The sequence below is a fragment of the Alteromonas sp. ABH4_454 genome (genome assembly GCF_056311775.1).
On sequence record NZ_CM149972.1, the window covers coordinates 4,003,087 to 4,022,412 of the forward strand.

Here is a 19,326-nt window from a genome sequence, read left to right on the forward strand (position 1 = left end):
TAAGTTTCCGTTAAAACGTAACGATTTCGTCATCCTTTAAATGCCCTACGGAAGGGCTTAATTCTGCATCTTCAAATGCTGCGTCAATGGCTTTAAATCTACCCGTGGTAACTTTGCGATAATTTGGATGGGTATAGATATAAGTTTGTTTTGATTTAAGGGCTTCTATTACACGCTCTGCTAGCACCGAAGCAGCTATACCGGACTCAACCGCCTTAGTTGCCGCTTGAGCGCCTGCTTTGAGCTTCTCTTTATCAATGCGCTTTTCAGCTGCCACTGCATATTTTTCTTGTCTGTTTCTGTACGACTCATGGATGCGAGTTTTTACAAATGCTGGGCACAATACCGAGGTATGAATACCAAAGGGTTGCAATTCTGGCACCCAACTTTCTGTCATAGATACCACCGCCGCTTTTGATGCGCAATACGCACCCGCATATGGCATGCCCATCATTCCCGCCATTGACGCTACGTTTAATACCCAGCCTCCTTCGCCGTGTTCTTTGATGGCTGGTACGCATGCTTGTGCGCCGTAAAGTACACCCATTACGTTAACATCCATAACCCAGCGCCAGGTTTCATGCTCTGAATCTTCAACTTTGCCCGGCGTGCCGCCCACACCAGCATTGTTAATAACCATGTGAACCTTGCCAAATTTCTCTTTAGCATTGGCAACTATATCTTCCCACTGAGAATAGTCGGTTACATCTAGGGCGCAAGTCAGTACATCAAAACCTTGTTCGCGTAATCCTTTGCTTGATTCGGCTAGCGCCACGTTATCAATATCGCCCATAACGATCTTCATGCCCTGCTGCGCCAACGCTTCTGCTAACGCTAGCCCTATGCCACCAGCGGCACCAGAAATTATGGCAGTTTTACCCGTAAATTCATTAGACATCCGACTCTCCTGTTATTGTTGTAGCGCTGTAGGCTTATTGTGTAGATCCTCCCAATAAGCACGAAAGAGCCTTTCTTTCGTTTAATTAACTAACACCTAGGATAGTCATTCAGCACTTATGGAAGCAAATAGATTAGGGTTAAACCAACTGAGAACATACTTTATTTGGCTAATTTGGAATGCTTCATGAAACTGATAAGCTGCGTAATGTTAGATACGCTACGCAACGTAAGATAAGCTGCGTAATGACAGATAGGCTGCGTAACATCAGATAGTAAGTATCGACAAAAGATATAGAGTAAATAAAAGCTTAGAACTAATAAGCAGTGGGGGTAAGTTGGCAATGAAAGGGCAGCGAGATTACTGCCTTTCTTTCAAATCTAATAGCCTAATTCATATCAGGCGATGCTGGCCTTCTTATTTTGCAGGCATCACATAAACTTCTCGGACACAGGCCGATTCATCTGCACTCAGCGCAAACAATACCGACTTTGCTATATCTGCAGGCTGAAGCTTATCTTCCTTGGGCTCGTCAAAAAATGGCGTGTTTACCATACCGGGGCAGATGGTGGTACATCGACCACCCCACTCACGCATCTCCTCGGCAAGATTTTGGCCGAAGCCATAGGCAAACCACTTACTTGCACCGTAAACAGAGCCTTTAATGGCCACTCTTCCGGCTACAGAACTGGTGATAATAAAGTGCCCTTTCGTTTTTCGAAGAAAAGGTAAACTTGCTTTAGCGGTATAGAGTAAACCGTTGACATTGGCCCCTAACATCCCGTCCCAGTCTTCTACATCGCCTTTTTCAATACCGGCAGCGTTCGCGCCGCGCCCAGCGTTGGCAAATACGCCATCTAAACGACCAAAATGTTCATGTGCTTGCTCAAATGCGCGGTTCACTTCGTCGAAGTTACTCACATCAGCCTTGATAGCGCGTGCATTGTCTTCGCCCAATTCGTTAACTAATTCGGTTAACTTATCTTCACTTCGCGCGATAAGCGCAACTTTGTATCCTTTATCAACTAGCTGCTTTGCCGTTTCTTTCCCAATACCGCTAGAAGCACCGGTAATCGCAATAACCTTGTCGCTCGGTGTAGAATCTGACATATCATCTCCCATTTTTAACTCATAGAAATTAGCGTTAGACTGCTTCTCTCACAGCTTCGCACTATGAAGAGAAGCTAAAGTTAGGAAAGACACTATGCAATCATCTTACTAATTTGGTCGACAAAGGCTGGGATGTCGTTAGGATTCCTGCTGGTAACTAACTTGTCATCGGTCACCACTTCTTCATCTACCCAATTCGCACCTGCGTTTTTCAAATCCGTTTGAATGCTAGGGAATGAAGTAAGTGTTGCACCTTTCGCTAAACCCGATTCCACTAATAGCCATGGGCCGTGACAAATTGCACCTACGGCTTTGATGCTGTCAGTACTGTTTGCTTCCTTAATAAAGCTTACCGCGTCTTTGTTGGTACGAAGTACATCTGGGTTTATCTGACCGCCCGGAAGAACAAGAGCGTCGTAATCACTAAGATTTGCCGATGTAACCTGCAAATCAACATTTACGTCTTTACCCCAGTCGTCTTCATCCCAGGCTTTAATAGTGGTTTGATCTTCAATAGATAGGATATCAACCTTTGCGCCACGTTCGGTGAACATCTCTTTAGGTTGAACCAATTCACTTTGCTCAAAACCATTGGTTGCTAAAATAGCAATTTTTTTACCCTGAAGGTTTTGCGTGTTGCTCATACTAGTTACTCCTTTTGAACGTTCTATCGAATTTCCGAAACCCTACAGACGCTAGAACGATTATCTAGGGCTACGCTTATCAATTTGGTAAAAAGTAGACTGCAAATTACAAACCACCACCTTCAACAACACGTAACCCATTGTTTAAATTAATTTTTTAATTAATGTTCAAATTGAGCTTTATTGAAGGCTTTATCAATTATTCGCACGCTCCATGAATGATTTACAGAGCTTATTAAGCCGTCTTCTTTAATTTGATGTATCAAAGTATACAAACGCGCACTTACCGAGAAAGATTTGAGGAACTATGAGCAAGGGACGATTCAGCCACGCAAAATCTGCGTTCGAGCTTTCACTAAAAAGCTGGTGGAGCATAACGAAACGTATATTCACTAGCCTGCAAAAAGACAATATTCCCCTTATTGCTGCGGGTGTTGCTTTCTACTGTTTACTGGCGATATTCCCATTACTCGGTGCCACTATCGCCCTATACGGTCTTATGGTTTCACCAGAAGAGTTACAAACCCATATGTCGTTACTTGTTAACGTAGTGCCAGCCGATAGCCGGTATATTATTGAAGAGCAGCTTACCAATTTGACCGAAAAATCCAGCTCGGCCCTCGGCTGGGGCTTTTTATTTACCCTTTTGCTCTCACTTTGGAGCAGTAGCAAAGGCGCTAATGCACTTATAAAAGCCTGTAATATCACGTACAGTGAATCGGAAGGGCGAGGCTTTTTAAGAGGGATACTGGCTCGTGTGACCTGCACGATATTCATGATCTTAACTGTAATAGTCGCCTTAGCCTGCATTACCATTTTACCAGAAGCGATAGTCTGGATAACGGCAAAGTCTATTAGCGCAGAGCAAGCTACATGGATAACCTGGCCCATCATGCTTTGCTTGTTCAATCTAGCTTTGTCAGCGTTGTACCGCTATGCGCCACACCGCCGTGAAGCCCAATGGCGTTGGGTGACACCAGGTTCGCTGTTCGCCACCATACTATGGCTGGTTGCATCCTATGCGTTTTCTTTCTACCTGAATGAGTTTGCAAGTTATAACAAAACCTATGGATCTGTGGGCGGCATTATCATCTTACTCATGTGGCTGTATATAAGTGCCTACATCATCCTTATCGGTGCAGAGGTCAATTCTGCAATAGAGCTTCAAACAACAGCCGATAGTACCAAAGGCGAAGACAAGCCTATGGGCGAAAGGAATGCTTTTGTAGCTGACCATACCCCAGATGACCTGAAACGTAAGCGGTCTTAAATCTAGCAGCGCGCGATAATATTGAAAGCTAATCTTGCAAGCAGCTAGTGAACCGCGCAATAGGGGTTTCTGACAAAACTATACTTCTATTCAGTTAAATTCAGTCAGCATTTTGTATACCTTTTCTCTTACCCAATGTTGGGTAAATTCATAAAAGGAATTATACAATGCAAGAATTAAGTTTTACTGATATTGAAAATGTTTCCGGCGGCTGTGAAGAGCACTGCTGGGGTGATTTTAGTTTTGCGGGCTTCATGGCTTCTGTAGGTGCAGGGGCACTAGGTGGTATCGGTGGAGGCTGGGCTGGCGCAGCTTTAGGCGGTATTTCTGGCGGCCTAGGTTACGCTGGAGGAAAAATAGGCGACAAAATGTCAGAACGCACGTCTCTAGAATAAAAATCCGGAGGCGTAACGCCTCCGACTTCGGAGCTTTTCAATGAATATATCAATTGTTCAAATAGGTAAATATATTGCCTACATGCTTTTTATAATTGTAGTGAGCGTATTTGCGCTAAGGACATTATCATATTTTTTTCGTTTTCATGAGCATGCTGAAATGGTGATTACAACAACAGTCATTTTCGTCATAACTCTGCTTTGCACTATCGGAGCAAAAAAGCTGAATGTCTTCCCCTCCCCTATAATAAAGCGCTAGCCTGTGAACAGTTTTATCTAATGCAACGCGTTTCTGGGCTAACGCGTTTTAAACCTAGGAAGCTCTTCGCTGTTTGTAGCTTGCATAGGTTGTTTAATGTTAGCGCGTTTAAATGTTGCGCCTTCCAGAATGCACTGAACGGCAAGCGGGAAACACACTTTCGCCATTTTTCTTCACCACCTCGCCATAATAACTGTTCATAATTCGCCCTATTCTGGGCGTTTAATAATAAGCATCGTCACTTAACGCGAGCTTATTCCATGCTATTTACCAAAACACCCAAGCGTGACTACATTACCCCTAGTCGCATACATAGGCCCTTGTTTCGCGAGCGGCAACACGCGCCAAAGTCTCGCAGCCATACCTTGTTAATACTTATTTCATTTCTGTGTTTCTTGCTTGGTATGGCGGTAAGCCCACTAAGTCGCGCAGAGTCAGGTGAGCTCATGATGCAGAGCAAGGGTGGAGAACCGTCACCCGCCTTATTACACTCTACTCACGTTGAGCTGAAAGTTAACGGCATGATTGCTCACGTCACCTATTCTCAAACGTTTACCAATGATAGCGATGAATGGAAACATGGTGTGTATACCTTTCCGCTTAATGAAAACGCGGCGATAAATAGTATGGAAATGCTTATTGGCGATAGAGTTATCCTGGGGAAAATAAAGCCGAAAGCTCAAGCGAAAGAAGCGTTTGATGCAGCAAAAAAAGCGGGAAAGAAAGCCAGCTTAACGCAACAACAGCGCCCGAACTTATTCACTCAACATTTAGCAAATATAGCTCCACATGAACAGATCACGGTTAAGTTACAGTACATACAGCAGGTTGCGTATGATAATGGAGAGTTTAGCTTCCACCTTCCTACCACCCTTACTCCTCGCTATATCCCTGGCATTCCTACAAGAAACTTAAGCGATGCCGATTTAATTGAACATGCTTACCCTGGCAACACTGGCGCAAACAATCACAAAGAAGAAAATTTCAATGACGCGTCCAGCGACGACGCTGAAAGTAGAAGTAAGCAAGCCCCGCAAAACACAGATCATGGCAGCAGTCGTTTATCGAGCAACAACACATTTATTTCAGGCTGGGCACTACCCACAAATGAAGTCAGTGACGCCGATAAAATAACACCGTTCATGGCGCCAGCTCAGCCCGATAGTATTACGAATCAGCTTTCTTTTAATGCAACAATAAACGCGGGAGTGCCGCTTGATTCTATCAATAGCACAGGCCATCAACTTAACTGGCATGCTATTGAAAACGCTAAATATCAATACCGCGCTTGGATTGATGATAAACACGTAACCATGAATAAAGATGTGTGGTTGCGGTGGCGTCCATCGAAGGATGCTACCCCACAAGCAGCCTATTTCGCTGAAGATATAGATTCAGACCACTATGCGCTAGTTATGCTAACACCACCTCAAATTAACCCTGACGATCTTCAAGACTTTCCGCGCGACATTACTTTTATCATAGATACATCGGGTTCGATGGGCGGACGTCCGATTAAAGATGCCAAAGCCGCGTTAAAGCTAGCGATTGAAAGACTTGGCGCAAAGGACAGGTTCAATATTGTGGCCTTCAATTCAAGCTACACAAAACTATTCAGCCAACCTGCCAATACTAAGCCACATAATATAAACACGGCCCTATCTTTTATCTCTGAGCTACACGCAAACGGTGGGACCGAAATGGCGGGCGCCCTTTTAGAAGCGCTAAGCGCACAGCCAAAAGAAAACTATATTAAACAGGTTGTATTTATCACTGATGGCGCCGTCGGAAATGAAGCTGCACTCTTTTCAATGATTCAACAACAGCTAGGTAACGCAAGGCTTTTTACGGTAGGAATTGGCAGCGCACCTAACAGCTACTTTATGACCCGCGCAGCACAATTCGGCCGAGGTAGTTATGTGTTTGTCGACAACCCAAATAACATTCAAAAAGAAATGCAGCGCTTATTTAGCAAGCTTGAAAGCCCTGTATTGAGCAATCTTTCTTTAACGCTGCCTATGAATATACGGCATAAAGACAACGTTGAAGTTTATCCCAAACGTCTGCCTGATTTGTACGCTGGCGAGCCACTGCTCATTAATTTAAAAGTGCCCGACCTTGCCTACGAAAAGCGCAGTCATGGTAATAATTTGGAACAGAATACTGCGGACAATAGCTTGGTGCTTGAGGGTACTTTAACTGACAAAGACGGTAATACACATAAGTGGCAACGCAGTATACAAGCTCGTTCTTTAACAGCTCAACGTACCAATAACGTAAGCGATAATTCGGCTAATGCTAAACCATCACACTCAACTCAACGCAATGGTATCGCTACCGCATGGGCACGTAAAAAAGTTGCGGCGCTAATGGATGAAAAGGCTCTTGGTAGAAAAGAAAACGAGGTTAAAAACGACATTATTAACGTAGCCTTAGCCCACAATCTAATTACGGCATATACCAGCTTTGTTGCTATTGAAGAGGTAGTATCAAGACCTGAATCGGCAAACGTTAAATCGCAGAATATAAAAAACCTAATGCCGCAGGGTACACAAATGCGTGCCGTTAGCTATCCGCAAACTTCTGCAGGAATTAATTTTTACCTCGCAATTGGTGCTCTTTCACTCCTCTTTTTGATACTGCTTTACACGAGGGAAACTCAAGGTTTTCTTTTAAGGCAATGCCGTATTTTCATAAAAGACGAAAGAGTAACGCACAATGGTTAAGCCTAAAATACTCATAAGTGTGTTGCTTATTGCGGCTGTAGCCTTTGGATTTGGCAATGTTGCGTGGATATCGATAAAAGCAGAGTTAGCCCAAGTACTGATCAAAAAAGCTTGGGCAGAAACCTTGCAAACTGGCGCTGAAGTTAAGCCGTGGCAATGGGCAGACACGTGGCCCGTCGGTCGGTTAGAGCACCCCAAAAGCGATACCGACTTATATATTCTAGAAGGTGCCCAGGGTAATGCGTTGGCCTTTGGCCCAGGAAGACATATCAATGCTGGAGAGCTGGCCAGTGAAACCAGCGTTATTGGAGGCCACAAAGACACCCATTTCTCTTTTCTTGAAAAGGTAAATATTGGTGATGCGCTACAACTTCAAACTTCTGATGGGATATGGCACCCCTATCGAATTTCAGCCAAGCGCATTGTTGATATAAAAAACCAAACGCTGAATGTTCAGCTCAATCAAAAAAGGCTGTATTTAGTCACCTGTTACCCATTTCATACCATCGCCCAAGACAACCATTTAAGGTTAGTTGTCGAGCTCAAGCTTTCATAAAACTGAAGTTGTGGGGTCAGTGTTGTTACTCTGACCCCACTTTCTTGACGAGTGCGGATTTCTCGCTTTCGCTTAAAAATGCTATTTCTAAGGCGTTTTCTTGCGCTTGTTTAATATGAGAAGCAGTCAGGCCCGCTTGCTTAGCCGCCACATTAAATTCGTGATCTAGCTCTATACCTTGAACGGCTGGATCGTCGGTATTTAGGCAGGCTAATATGCCGTGATCTAAAAAAGTTTTTAACGGGTGTTCTGGCAATGAAGTTACCGTATTTGTGAGTATGTTACTGGTTAAACAACTTTCTATGCCAATGCGCTTATCGCGCAAATAGTCCATAAGCTTACTATCATAAATCGCATTAACACCGTGCCCTATTCGCGTAGCACCTAACTCATCGATAGCTTGCCAAATACTCTGAGGGCCCATCGCCTCACCGGCGTGAACTGTGATAGCTAATCCTTCACGCTGCACTTGTTTAAAGTGCTCTACGAACAAGTCACCAGGAAAGCCTTTTTCATCGCCCGCCAAATCAATGGCAGTAATGTGAGTTTTGCACGCCAGTATTGCATCTAACTCTTGCTGACATGCTTTTGCGCCATAAGAGCGCGACAATATACCTATCAGGTTAACCTTAACATCGTACTCTTCGACTGCGCTTTTTACACCATCTATAATCGCTTCAACCACACCTTGTGTAGGCAAATCGTGGCTTTCTGCCATAAAGTAGGGGCTAAAGCGCAGCTCTGCGTAATCAATGCCCTGCTTTGCCGCATCCTCAACATTTTCAATAGCCACACGTCTACAAGCATCAAGATTGCCTAAAACCTTAACGCCCCATGTTAGCTTATTTAAAAACGACACCAAATCCGGCGCGATTTTCATTACTTGAACGTGTGGTCGCAACCCCTCTATCGAGTTACCGGGCAGATTAATATTAAATTGCCGTCCAAGCTCAAGAATAGTTTGCGGGCGCACATTACCATCTAGGTGGCGATGTAAATCTAGAAGCGGAAGTGTGTTATTGGACATGGGAATACGATTTGGATTCGAGCATTCTTAAGTATAACACTTGCCGCGTTAAACCTCGCTTTCTGCCCGAAAATAACTTTTTTATAGCGGGACAAAACTGTGCTTTTTTTGAAACGAAATTTGTTTTAAGTTTAGGCCATTGTGTCGACGCAATACTTATCGATGCTTTGTGCAGTTTTTCAAAGCCAAGTTCTCCCAATTTCTGATGTGGCTTTGTACATAAGCTGTTTTCCACCTAAGACTAACCAGTCACCTCCCCTTATAACGTAAATAACAGGAGCACAGTTATGTGCGGAAAGTGTATAGAAGGCTGCTATTTAGCAGGCTGGCGTAATGGTGCGTATTCATTCGAACACATGCAAGAAGACCCCGATTTTATGGGGCTAGACGTGATGTCCGCCCATGGGTTTGTCGAAGTAGTTTGTTCACCAGGTACGTCAACCGAGCATCTAAAAGCGCTCGGCCTAAATTCATCGCCAATGATGGCATGGGCAGGCTATGTTTATTCGACAAGTTCGCCCCATGCTTCTGTCAATTTGGCCTGCTATGACTGTTACCTAGAAAGCCAAAAAGCGAAACGTTACTCAACAGACAGCGAATGGGTAGAGCTTAATGCTCGCTATCCGTTTGTTACGCAATTTTTGGATAACTTAACGTTGCAGCACATCGGTAACCATTCGGACGCAGCTCTTCTAAATGAGATAGAATCGCTCCTGCTTGCCATTCATGGCAATGGCTATTACACCTTTGAACTTGTGACTTCGATGTTTTCTGATGGAGGTGTGTTCCCAATTGTTGAACTAAGTAAACACGCTAAGCCTTCTTTATTTGTTGAGCACGCACTTGAGATCTTTTTGCTTACCGAACACCTATTGCACTACCGCCCTTTAAGTTGGGCGCTTCAAGCGGCACTCAGCGTTGACCTAACGTGCGATTTTGACAGCTACCACATGTCATGGCGCCGCTATACGGCAAATCGCGTTTTACAAAATTTGAACATTGACGATATCCAAACGTTGGGAGGTACACTGGCGCTCAATACTATTCACGCGGTCTGTCAGCGCAATGTAGAAAATAAACCGCTGCTTAAAGCACTATTGAACGTAGTAAAAGACTGTAAGGGCGATACCTACATTGCCCCTAAAAAACTAGCATCGCAAATCGCAACTCTGCTTGCCGTTTAAGTGCTGGCGATAGCTTATCAAGGCTCAAGGGCTGTGCCTTGATAAGGCTTGCACAAGTCATTACATCTCTTTTTTAAGTGTTTTTGCTACTGCTAATACCAGTTCTGCCGAAGGGCGAACTTTGTAATCAGGGTTCACATAACTAAATAAAACTTTCCCTTTTTTATCTAGCATAAAAATAGCAGGCGCTGGCAACACGCTTTTTCCACTTTCATCTTTGGTTAAATCAATACCATAGGTTTTGTATTTTAATTCAGTCATGGTATCTACGTAGAACCCAACGCCGAATTCGCGGATCGTAATTAATTTGTCGTCAGATAGCAGTGTAACCAAAAACTCAGTTTCAAGTTTTTGCTCTTGTAAACGCGCAGGTGATTCAGGCGAAATTGCCAATATCTGATACCCCATGTCCACTAAGTCTTTTTCAATATCTTTTAGCTGGGCAAGCTGTTCGTTGCAGTATGGGCACCACCCGCCACGATAAAAAAGTACAATACTGGGCTTTTGCATAGTCAGCGCTTGTAAGCTTACCGGTGATCCGTCAGCCATTTTAAGCGTTGTTTTAGGCGCAACCTGGCCATTGAGTAATGGCGTCACCGAATCTGCATCTTCAGCAATGGTTCCGCGCTCTAAAGCATGTACATTTGATGTACCCGCAACACAGGCGAATACCATAACTGCCATAGCGACGAGTCTTTTCATTGATCCCTCTCCAAATTTATATTCTTATTGTGGCTTATTTACCGTTTTAGTTATTCGCGCTTCGCGCGATGCCCAAGAACATGACCGAGAAGGTTTGTTTAAAATTTCATTACGCATGAAAATAAACGCGTACTTACCTGTGATAAAGGCCTCTTAGCTACAGCAGGCAACGAGTTTTACTGGTAATATAGCGTCAAAATTTGCTGTAGCGTTTGTTCGCATGGCACACGAGGTTTTTCGAAAGCCTTAATAAAAACAAAGCAGGATCACCATGGCTCTTAAAGCGACCATTTTTAAAGCTGACATATCAATAACGGATATGGATCGTAACTACTACAACGATCACAACCTTACTATTGCCCGGCATCCATCCGAAAATGACGAGCGCATGATGCTCCGCATTATCGCCTTTATTGTTAATGCTCACGAGCGTTTGGAGTTTACCAAAGGGCTCTCTGACGACGACGTGCCCGATTTGTGGCAGAAGAGCTTTAGCGATGAAGTCGAGTTGTGGATTGAGTTAGGCCAACCGTCCGAACAGCGCATCAAAAAGGGCTGTAATCAAAGTCAACAGATGATGATTTATTCATACGCTGACAATAGCTTTGATGCCTGGTGGAAGAAAGAGCAAAACAAGTTACAGGCAAGAAAGAACCTGTCAGTTTTTACTTTACCAGAGTCGCTAGCCGCTACGTTAGCTAATGCTGTTCATCGCTCTATGCAAATACAAGTTACCATTCAAGATGGGCAAATGTGGCTGACCATCGAAGGTGCCGATGTGACCGAGAGCGTGGAAGTGCCTATCGAGAAACACCTGTAATGAAAAAGCTCTCTGCCGTTCAGCTTAAACAACAAGCACTGGTTTTCAGTGTAGCCGATAGCTTGGAAGCACAAGGAATTGAAGAACTTGAAGGTATGCAACAATGCTGGTTCGACGTTCAATATCATCAATTCCCCGGCTCTTTACTCCTAAGATTTCAATTCGAAAGTGAAGAGACGCTGTCACGGTCCGAGCCTGAATTAAAAAAATGGCAGCGACGATTAAGCGCAGCGCTACTTAAAAAAGGTGTAGTGTTGAAAGACATGCGTCGACATCTTGTATTCACTACGCAAGGTCCAGAAGATTAACGCGCGTAGTGCATCACAAAACCACGTCTTGCGATGCACACATATTCTATAAATCGCGTAAATTTTGTTATAAACCTTTCATTTTTCAGCATAAAGTCTACTTACACTTTACTAGATAAGTAGGCTAGACTGGATTAGTTGAATATTCAGCTTGCCAAATATTGATATTAAATGGCTAGTACCACTTAGCCTTATGCTGCATGTTCGAACACCATGTTGATCGGTTATAAAAATAGCCACTATCCCAGTAAAAGGAGCTTCATAATGAAAACTAAAGCAATGGCGTTAGCACTACTACTGTCTTTAATGGGCTGTACAGAATCTAGCGAAGAAACAAAAAGCGAAGTAAGCAAAGAGATGGAAAAGGCAGGCGAGACAACTTCTGAAGCCTATGAAGAGGCGAAAGAAGGCGCGGCAGATTCTTGGGATGAAACCAAAGATGCAACATCTGATGCCTTTGATGACGGTAAGAAAATGGCTTCTGATGCCTATGAAGATGGCAAAGAGATGGCTTCAGACGCATATGAAGACGGCAAAGATATGGCCTCTGACGCGTATGACGCAACTGCAGAAAAAGCAGGTGAGTTTAAAGATGCAGCAGCGAAGAAAGCACATGAAGCTTGCGTAAAAATGAAAGAGCAAATGGGCGGCGACGTTAGCGAGTGCGACGATTAAGTTAACCGCGCTATAAAAAATAGAGAGCGAGCCTTCGGGTTCGCTTTTTTGTTGGCGTTTGCTAAAACAGGTGTTTTTAATTAAGGCTATTCACACCCCGCTAAAATCACAGAATCGGACGTTATCGTTAAGGGGGCAACCCTTAATAAGGTATTAATGCCTAAAATATTATTGCCTTTCGGGAGCACAGCGACCTCAACCGGTCCTACTTCACAAGTGTTACCAATTCGAACAGAATTTAACTGATACTGAGATATCTTTACGATCTTTCCGTTCGCCATTCTTGCTGCCGAGGTTCGAGTGGCAAGCAGCTTTTGGTTACGTGTTAAAGCATCGAAGGTGGCTTGATTTAGGGTCAGCAGACTTGAGCCCGTATCCAATAAAAATGAAGCATTCACATTCGTTTCCAAGGTCGCCTCTAAATAGAGCGTGCCGCCTTTGCTTTGTGAAAGTGGAATACTTTGTTCTATCGCCGACACTGTCGATGCAAAAGCGAGTAATAAAGTTGATAGCGCCAAAGACGGCACCCTGAATTTTAACTTCACCGCAACGATACCTTCTGCCGATTCTAAATAGGTATTAGGTGACAGCAAGATAAAGACCAAAGGGTAAGTGATTGATTTAGCCAGCAGTCTTCAAAACCGCATAGCGCTATAGCACCACAACGGTGCATCCACTCATTTTTCCTGCACTATGATTAACCGCCCAATGTCTATCGTGAACCGTTATCGCTCTATTCCTCGCGATCTTCTTGATTGTTGAAATTTCCTATATGCAGTTAAGTGATAGTAAATGGCTATCACCAATCGCCATTGTTTAGAACTTTTTTGGTCATACAATAGACTAAAGTAGCAATTCAATGAGAGGACACAACATGAAATTACGCTATGTATTGGGTTCGTTAATTACCGCTGTTTCACTTGGCTTTTCTGCAAATGCAGCACAGGCAATGTCCGCATCAAGCGATGAAACGGTTGATGTGCAAGTTGTTGATTATTCAGGTAAGCCACCGTTTAAACGCAAAATCGTAAGCTTGTCGGTTAATGATGTTGCACAACTAGAGTCGGTAGGACAAGACGCCATCGAGTATGTAGAAGTGAAAGACGTCATTATGCGCGGCAAGCCCCCATTTCGTAGAGTGACGAAAATGATGCCGGTTTACGACGTAGCTCAACTTGAGGTACTCGAAGAGCAAGCTGACACACAAAAACGAGGCACGCGCCCGCCGTTCAAGCGTCACTAATCGTTGCTTGCAACTTCCAACCGATTGCACCAAAGCGATTCACTTTTGCCTGAGTGAATCGCTTTTTTATTGTGCATACGTAATCACGTGACCTGTTATTTTGCTCTGTACTACAACATTTGTTTTGCCCGTTTTATTTTTAATAACGCGTCAGAAGCGATAAAGTAATAGAAAACAAATAAGAGAAAGTAAATGCAGCCTCACGACCATTCACCACTCAACGATTTTATTGAATACCCTAAAGAGCAAATGCTAGCTCGCAGCGAAAAATTCTTAAAAACCATGCAACGTCGCCACAGCATTCGACACTTTAGCGACCGACCCGTGGATAAAGCAGTAATTGAAAACTGTATATTAACTGCGGGAAGCGCGCCTAGCGGGGCGAATCATCAGCCTTGGCATTTTGCCGCAATACAGTCGCCCAAAGTAAAACAACAAATACGCGAACAGGCTGAAGCCCATGAACAAGGCTTTTACAATGGACGTGCTGGGCAACAGTGGCTGGATGACCTTAAGCCTTTAGGTACTGACGCATGTAAACCCTATCTGGAAACCGCGCCTTGGCTAATTGCCGTATTCAGTCAAAAGTTTGGAGAGACAGAAACAGGCGAAAAAAGCCAAAACTACTATGTGCACGAATCGGTCGGTATCGCGGTGGGTATGCTTATCACCTCACTTCACAACGCAGGTTTGGCAACCTTAACTCACACACCAAAACCTATGAACTTTTTAACCGATGTTTGTCAGCGACCAGACAATGAGCGCGCTTATATGCTCATTATTGCGGGCTATCCGGCGGACAATGCCACCATTCCTGCTCACGCCAAAAATAAAAAATCGCTTAGCGAGATTGCGAGTTTTCTGTAAATTAAAAAAGCGCGCAGGGCTTGAGCGTATGATGTAAACCGAGTCTCTGAAACAGCATAACTAATAAAAGCTTTGTCATAGACATGAGATACGCAGCACTTATAATGCGCCCTCGTTAATAAGGGCTGCGACCTTTTCTTTACGATTTTCGATCAACCTCGTTTAACAGCCCCTCGGAGTTCGTATCCTCATGTCATCGCGTCACACATTTTCACCGCAACTTCCTTTTCTGTTGTTAAGCCTTTTAACTGGCCTAACATCATCGTTTGTTACGCCACTGATGAGCTACTTTCTCATTGATGAGATCAATGTTGAGCCTATTTATATCAGTATATATATGGTGTCTGTGACGTTATCAGGTTTAGTGATCAGTCAATACTTAGGTCACTTAGCAGACAAAGGTTTTAACGCAAATCATCTTTACGGGCTCACCATGATTTGCGTGGGTATAGCCATGGTCGCGTTTATATTCAGCAAACAGTTTTGGCACGTTTTTCTAGCAGGCGTATTGTTTATGTCGGTAGGTGCCGGGGCCGTGTCTCAGATGTTGACCGTTTCGGGATTATGGGCAAAAAACCAAGACATCGACTTAGCCGCCTTTAACTCAAAAGTTCGCGCTGCTATCTCTCTCGCTTGGGTAGTAGGTCCGCCGCTAGCATTTACGCTGGTTGCCAATTTTGGCTTCGCAGCGTCCTTCTCGGTGGCCATCGCGTGCGTGGTTGTTGCAACGCTTTTCGTAGTGAATGTTGTGCCGCCTCAAAAAGCCAACCAACAGTCACTCAATACAAGCCTCAAAGGCTCGCTATCGCTGCCTTTTTGGCTAGTTGGGTTGGCCATACTTGCCGGAATGGCGGGTAACGTTATGTATTTATCATCCATGCCTTTATACGTTATGAATGAGCTAGGATTAGCGGAAAATTTGCCAGGGCTAATGATGGGCGTAGTGGCTGCGCTTGAAATACCTACTATGTTACTCGCGGCCAAGCTGGCTCGACGCTTCCCTCCTGCGGGTATTATGGCTGTGGCTTTTATTTTCGGCTGTTGCTTTTACGTTGGCGTGTACTTTTCTCAGTCAAGTTGGGAGCTGTTAACACTTCAAATATTAAACGCACTGTTCTACGGTTTATATGCCGGTATTGGGCTGACACTACTGCAACAACAAGCACCCGATTTAACAGGGTTCACATCAGCGTTTTATTCAAATGCCACCCGTGTGGGTATGATGTTAGGCACCATTGGCGCGGGCACTGTGGCCCAATTCTTTAGTTTTAGAGATGCCACCATAGGGTCGCTGTGCATTGCCATATTCGGCTTAAACGTGATGTTAGTGTTCATGTTTGTAAAGTACCGGGTAGGTCGCTAGAAGCCTGCCTTTTTTTGCGCGTACTTTCTTTATGCTTTAGTACACCCAGACTATTTTAATCGTAGCTCCATCTGCACATCACATCTAGCATAAGGCGATGAAGCCCGCTTAATATGCTTAAACCCTATCTTTTCGTACAAACGTATTGCGGGCTTAAGTACCGAATTGCTCTCTAAATAAAGCTGCTTTAATCCCATCAATTTCGCTCTTTCGACAATGCTTTTACCCAACAGCAGCCCTATCCCTTTACCTTGAGCTTTGGGAGACACCGCCATTTTGGCAAGTTCAAACGTATCGTCAGTTTGTTTGATAAGTGCACAGCAGCCTATGGGTTCGCCCTTATCTAACGCGATCAGTATCACACCCGACTGATTCAAAATGTAGCCTTCAGGGTCGTCGAGCGCTTTAAAGTCGGGCTCCTCTAACTCCCAATATTTGCTTATCCATTCTACATTGAGCGATTTAAATGCCTCGCGATACTTTGGCGCATAATCGGCCACCTTAATATCAGGCGAGTCACCGTCCACTCTTGCACTAATAGGCCGATATCGAAGATGCCTTTCAACTACGCTCACCGCTTCCCATAAATCGATACCCGTTTCATCTTTTAGCTCGCGCATGGCAGCGTCTATGGCATCGCACTGCTTTTCCATTTGGGGCACCATCGCTTTCGCTTTATCGTTTAAAGCCACCAGCGTAACCCGCGAGTCGTCGCTCGATTTATAACTTTCAATAAGGTCGCGTGCTTTCATTTCTTTTACGATTTTACTCACCGACACGTGAGAATGATTTATCTCTTTAGCGATATTCACGACAGAATCAGCACCTTTTGACGCGAGCACGTAAAATACTGGAAACCACTTTGGCTCTATCGCAAATCCAAATTTCGCATAGGTATTTTCCGCATCCTTTGACACCTGCGCGGCTAACTGACGTAAGGCAGTACCTAATGCAATATGCCCCAATTCATTAAATGTCTTCATTTCACAAAACTCCGTAACCAGTTACGGATATGATTAATCGTAATTGGAGACAAGTCAAACAGATTATTATTTGATCATCAAAATTCGGGGATGTGGTTCACTTCGCCTGGCACCGGCTACACCAATAGAGACGTCGCCCGTTATAGGTTTGGCGTTTTATTGGAGTGGCACAGACTCTACAAGGCTGCTCTTCCCTGTCGAACACCATAAACCGCGTGCCTTCAAAGTTAACGCCTTTTGCTTCAAGCACTTCGCGTAATTCTGTGTACACGGTATAGCCACCTGTTTCATAGCTGCGTTTGCATATGGCTAAGGTGTGATGTGCCAAGCTGCGCAGCTGCTCATCATCTAATTGAGAAGGTTTGAGTGATGGGTGAACGCCTGCTGCAAATAGTATTTCGCTGCGAAGGTAGTTGCCTAGCCCCGCCATAAAGCGCTGATCTAGGTATAAACCACTTAGTGCTCGATTATAGAACGCTTTTGAACGTAAGCGTTCTAGTACCAACTTTTCTGTCACTGAATCGTTTAGTACATCAGGCCCTACCCGCTGCAAAAACGGATGCTCATGAATAGTTTGTGTTGGCCAAATACTTATGTCAGACGCGCTATACAAAATAGCACTGTGTGTTGCGGTATGAAGCCCTACCCTTAGCTGGCGGGTAGTATCCGGTATTTCGTTGCGTTTACAGGTATGCCACACGCCATAAAGCTGATTGTGTGAATACATAGAAAGCGCGTTACTGAAATGGGTGATTAACGCCTTGCCACGGGTTTCCATGTGCAGCACTTTTTCGCCTTCTAACTGCTGAGCGTAGGGTTTAAGCTGCGCTAACCCAAACTCTACTTTTTCTAAGGGAGTATCTTTAATTATTGCTTCGACTTTGTCCGCAGCGCGACGGATCTCTGGGCCTTCAGGCATGCTATCTTAAATACCTTTATCTCGGTTACTGTTTACTGGTTACTTCGCATCATTTTCAGCTTCTTTGCAGCTATATGATAACGAATACAAAAAAGGCCTGTAGCCCTTTAATGTACTTTAAACCGAAGTTAGTACATCAAAGATCAACAGACCCTTTTATGAATCAAAGTTAAGCTAAGTTTGCCGTATTTTAACGTTTCGCTGATTAACCCTTGTTTGGCACAATCAAATACTTAGTGCCGGTCTTCTTCGCATTATACAAAGCCACATTCTCTGGCTGTAGTGCTTCTTCAAGACTTAACTCTTTACTGTAAGACGAAGCAAAGGTTGTGTTAATTTCCGTAGCCACTTTTTGATAAAGCTCGCCTACACGCTTCTTATCAAGCTTGCCTAAGAAGCGCATTAGCAACCAACCACCAATGCTCCACGTCATACCATAAGCACGGTTCAAAATAGTCGGTGAGAAGTCTAAGCCACCGTAGATATACACTTGTTTATTGCTGTCCGAGCCATAGGTATTGAAGCCTTTTGCATCTTTACTGCCCGACGCTTCCATCATGGTAAGGATATCGCTAACTAGCTCACCGCCGCCAATGGCGTCGAACGCAAGCGTAGCACCAGTGCTGTCTATGGCCTGGTAAAGTTCAGCTTTGAAATTCTCACTGCTAGAATCCAGCACAATTTTCGCGCCAATACCTTTAAGCAGGTCTACCTGCTCTTGGCTACGCACGATATTGACTAGCTCTACGCCTTCCTCTAAACAAATCTTGTTCAGCATTTGCCCAAGGTTAGACGCCGCTGCAGTGTGAACCAAGGCTTTGTGCCCTTCCATACGCATGGTTTCAACCATACCAAGTGCAGTAAGCGGATTAACAAATGAAGACGCGGCTTGTTGCGGCGTAGTGCTATCCATATGAGGTAAACATGCCTGCACAGGCACACAGGCAAACTCGGTGTACGCTGCGCCCGTAAGAATAGATACGGTTTTGCCCATTAATGCTTGCGCCTCCGGGCTTTCACCTGCCTTAACAACCGTACCTGCACCTTCATTTCCGATAGGCAAAGTTTGGTCGAGACGAGACTTAATACGGCTAAGTAAAGGCTTGTGTACCGGCGCAATCAATGCATTTTTATCAGCATCGAAAGTGGCTTTATCAAGACTTGCCGGGCCAAACATGGGCCACATATCTGACGGGTTTATTGGAGAGGCTTCCATGCGTACAATAACCTCATGTGCCTTCGGCTCTGGAACATCTACCTCTTTTAGCGATACCTGAAGCTCACCTTCTGATGTAATTAGCGTAAATAGTTGTTTAGATTTGTTCATGTTGACTTTTGTGCCCTAAAAATTAAACGCTCTATGTACTGTTAAGCTAA

Annotated in this window: 20 protein-coding genes; 11 read left to right on the plus strand and 9 right to left on the minus strand. The window is 44.3% G+C overall.

Going from position 1 to position 19,326, the window contains the following annotated elements:
* Window positions 1-10 precede the first annotated feature (10 nt).
* The 3 genes from ACYX4W_RS17505 to ACYX4W_RS17515 form a co-directional block, all read right to left on the minus strand.
* Window positions 11-898 (minus strand): SDR family NAD(P)-dependent oxidoreductase, encoded by an 888-nt coding sequence (locus ACYX4W_RS17505; protein WP_476074033.1) that lies wholly within the window; start codon window positions 896-898, stop codon window positions 11-13.
* Between the two features lie 417 nt (window positions 899-1,315).
* Window positions 1,316-2,008, minus strand: coding sequence for an SDR family oxidoreductase (locus ACYX4W_RS17510; protein ID WP_476074034.1), 693 nt, complete (start codon window positions 2,006-2,008; stop codon window positions 1,316-1,318).
* A 92-nt stretch (window positions 2,009-2,100) separates the two neighbouring features.
* Entirely contained in the window at window positions 2,101-2,652 is a 552-nt protein-coding gene (locus ACYX4W_RS17515) for a type 1 glutamine amidotransferase domain-containing protein (protein ID WP_474805474.1), read from the minus strand.
* A gap of 307 nt (window positions 2,653-2,959) precedes the next feature.
* Between ACYX4W_RS17515 and ACYX4W_RS17520 the strand changes: the two genes are divergently transcribed.
* From ACYX4W_RS17520 to ACYX4W_RS17535, 4 genes are all read left to right on the plus strand, one after another.
* On the plus strand, window positions 2,960-3,922 hold the full coding sequence (locus tag ACYX4W_RS17520; RefSeq protein WP_476074035.1) for a YihY/virulence factor BrkB family protein: 963 nt from the start codon (window positions 2,960-2,962) through the stop codon (window positions 3,920-3,922).
* A 167-nt stretch (window positions 3,923-4,089) separates the two neighbouring features.
* Window positions 4,090-4,317, plus strand: a complete 228-nt coding sequence (locus ACYX4W_RS17525; protein WP_474855167.1) for a hypothetical protein — start codon at window positions 4,090-4,092, stop codon at window positions 4,315-4,317.
* A gap of 705 nt (window positions 4,318-5,022) precedes the next feature.
* Entirely contained in the window at window positions 5,023-7,302 is a 2,280-nt protein-coding gene (locus ACYX4W_RS17530; RefSeq protein ID WP_476074036.1) for a marine proteobacterial sortase target protein, read from the plus strand.
* On the plus strand, window positions 7,295-7,858 hold the full coding sequence (locus ACYX4W_RS17535) for a class GN sortase (protein WP_476074037.1): 564 nt from the start codon (window positions 7,295-7,297) through the stop codon (window positions 7,856-7,858). Before ACYX4W_RS17530 ends, ACYX4W_RS17535 begins: the two co-directional genes overlap by 8 nt.
* A gap of 25 nt (window positions 7,859-7,883) precedes the next feature.
* Here the strand turns inward: ACYX4W_RS17535 and add are convergent, their stop codons facing one another.
* Window positions 7,884-8,885, minus strand: coding sequence for an adenosine deaminase (gene add, locus ACYX4W_RS17540; RefSeq protein WP_476074038.1), 1,002 nt, complete (start codon window positions 8,883-8,885; stop codon window positions 7,884-7,886).
* A 287-nt stretch (window positions 8,886-9,172) separates the two neighbouring features.
* On the opposite strand from add, the gene ACYX4W_RS17545 reads away from it, so the two are divergent.
* Window positions 9,173-10,069, plus strand: coding sequence for a hypothetical protein (locus tag ACYX4W_RS17545; RefSeq protein ID WP_476074039.1), 897 nt, complete (start codon window positions 9,173-9,175; stop codon window positions 10,067-10,069).
* A gap of 60 nt (window positions 10,070-10,129) precedes the next feature.
* Here the strand turns inward: ACYX4W_RS17545 and ACYX4W_RS17550 are convergent, their stop codons facing one another.
* Entirely contained in the window at window positions 10,130-10,771 is a 642-nt protein-coding gene (locus ACYX4W_RS17550) for a peroxiredoxin-like family protein (protein ID WP_476074040.1), read from the minus strand.
* Window positions 10,772-11,042: 271 nt separating this feature from the next.
* Here ACYX4W_RS17550 and ACYX4W_RS17555 point away from each other — a divergent pair, with 271 nt between their 5' ends.
* From ACYX4W_RS17555 to ACYX4W_RS17565, 3 genes are all read left to right on the plus strand, one after another.
* Window positions 11,043-11,591 carry a YaeQ family protein gene (locus tag ACYX4W_RS17555; RefSeq protein WP_474855156.1) on the plus strand — a complete coding sequence of 183 codons (549 nt, stop codon included), beginning with the start codon at window positions 11,043-11,045 and terminating at the stop codon, window positions 11,589-11,591.
* The gene (locus ACYX4W_RS17560; RefSeq protein WP_476074041.1) at window positions 11,591-11,899 is read left to right on the plus strand and encodes a hypothetical protein; all 309 of its coding nucleotides are present in this window, start codon (window positions 11,591-11,593) and stop codon (window positions 11,897-11,899) included. Before ACYX4W_RS17555 ends, ACYX4W_RS17560 begins: the two co-directional genes overlap by 1 nt.
* 264 nt (window positions 11,900-12,163) lie before the next feature.
* Window positions 12,164-12,574 (plus strand): hypothetical protein, encoded by a 411-nt coding sequence (locus tag ACYX4W_RS17565; RefSeq protein WP_474855153.1) that lies wholly within the window; start codon window positions 12,164-12,166, stop codon window positions 12,572-12,574.
* Window positions 12,575-12,660: 86 nt separating this feature from the next.
* Here the strand turns inward: ACYX4W_RS17565 and ACYX4W_RS17570 are convergent, their stop codons facing one another.
* Window positions 12,661-13,119: an aspartyl protease family protein gene (locus ACYX4W_RS17570; RefSeq protein ID WP_476074042.1), complete on the minus strand. Its 459-nt coding sequence runs from the start codon at window positions 13,117-13,119 to the stop codon at window positions 12,661-12,663.
* Between the two features lie 329 nt (window positions 13,120-13,448).
* Here ACYX4W_RS17570 and ACYX4W_RS17575 point away from each other — a divergent pair, with 329 nt between their 5' ends.
* The 3 genes from ACYX4W_RS17575 (at window position 13,449) to ACYX4W_RS17585 (ending at window position 16,047) form a co-directional block, all read left to right on the plus strand.
* Window positions 13,449-13,817, plus strand: coding sequence for a hypothetical protein (locus ACYX4W_RS17575; RefSeq protein WP_476074043.1), 369 nt, complete (start codon window positions 13,449-13,451; stop codon window positions 13,815-13,817).
* Between the two features lie 192 nt (window positions 13,818-14,009).
* Window positions 14,010-14,684 (plus strand): nitroreductase family protein, encoded by a 675-nt coding sequence (locus ACYX4W_RS17580; RefSeq protein WP_476074044.1) that lies wholly within the window; start codon window positions 14,010-14,012, stop codon window positions 14,682-14,684.
* Between the two features lie 190 nt (window positions 14,685-14,874).
* Entirely contained in the window at window positions 14,875-16,047 is a 1,173-nt protein-coding gene (locus ACYX4W_RS17585; protein WP_476074045.1) for a sugar efflux transporter, read from the plus strand.
* 50 nt (window positions 16,048-16,097) lie between these two features.
* Here the strand turns inward: ACYX4W_RS17585 and ACYX4W_RS17590 are convergent, their stop codons facing one another.
* The 3 genes from ACYX4W_RS17590 to ACYX4W_RS17600 all read right to left on the minus strand — a co-directional run bounded on the left by ACYX4W_RS17590 (window position 16,098) and on the right by ACYX4W_RS17600 (window position 19,276).
* Complete coding sequence (locus ACYX4W_RS17590; RefSeq protein WP_476074046.1) at window positions 16,098-17,030, minus strand: bifunctional helix-turn-helix transcriptional regulator/GNAT family N-acetyltransferase; 933 nt, start codon at window positions 17,028-17,030, stop codon at window positions 16,098-16,100.
* 97 nt (window positions 17,031-17,127) lie between these two features.
* Window positions 17,128-17,949: an endonuclease VIII gene (gene nei / locus ACYX4W_RS17595; RefSeq protein WP_476074047.1), complete on the minus strand. Its 822-nt coding sequence runs from the start codon at window positions 17,947-17,949 to the stop codon at window positions 17,128-17,130.
* A gap of 205 nt (window positions 17,950-18,154) precedes the next feature.
* The gene (locus ACYX4W_RS17600) at window positions 18,155-19,276 is read right to left on the minus strand and encodes a zinc-binding dehydrogenase (RefSeq protein WP_476074048.1); all 1,122 of its coding nucleotides are present in this window, start codon (window positions 19,274-19,276) and stop codon (window positions 18,155-18,157) included.
* Between the last annotated feature and the right edge of the window lie 50 nt (window positions 19,277-19,326).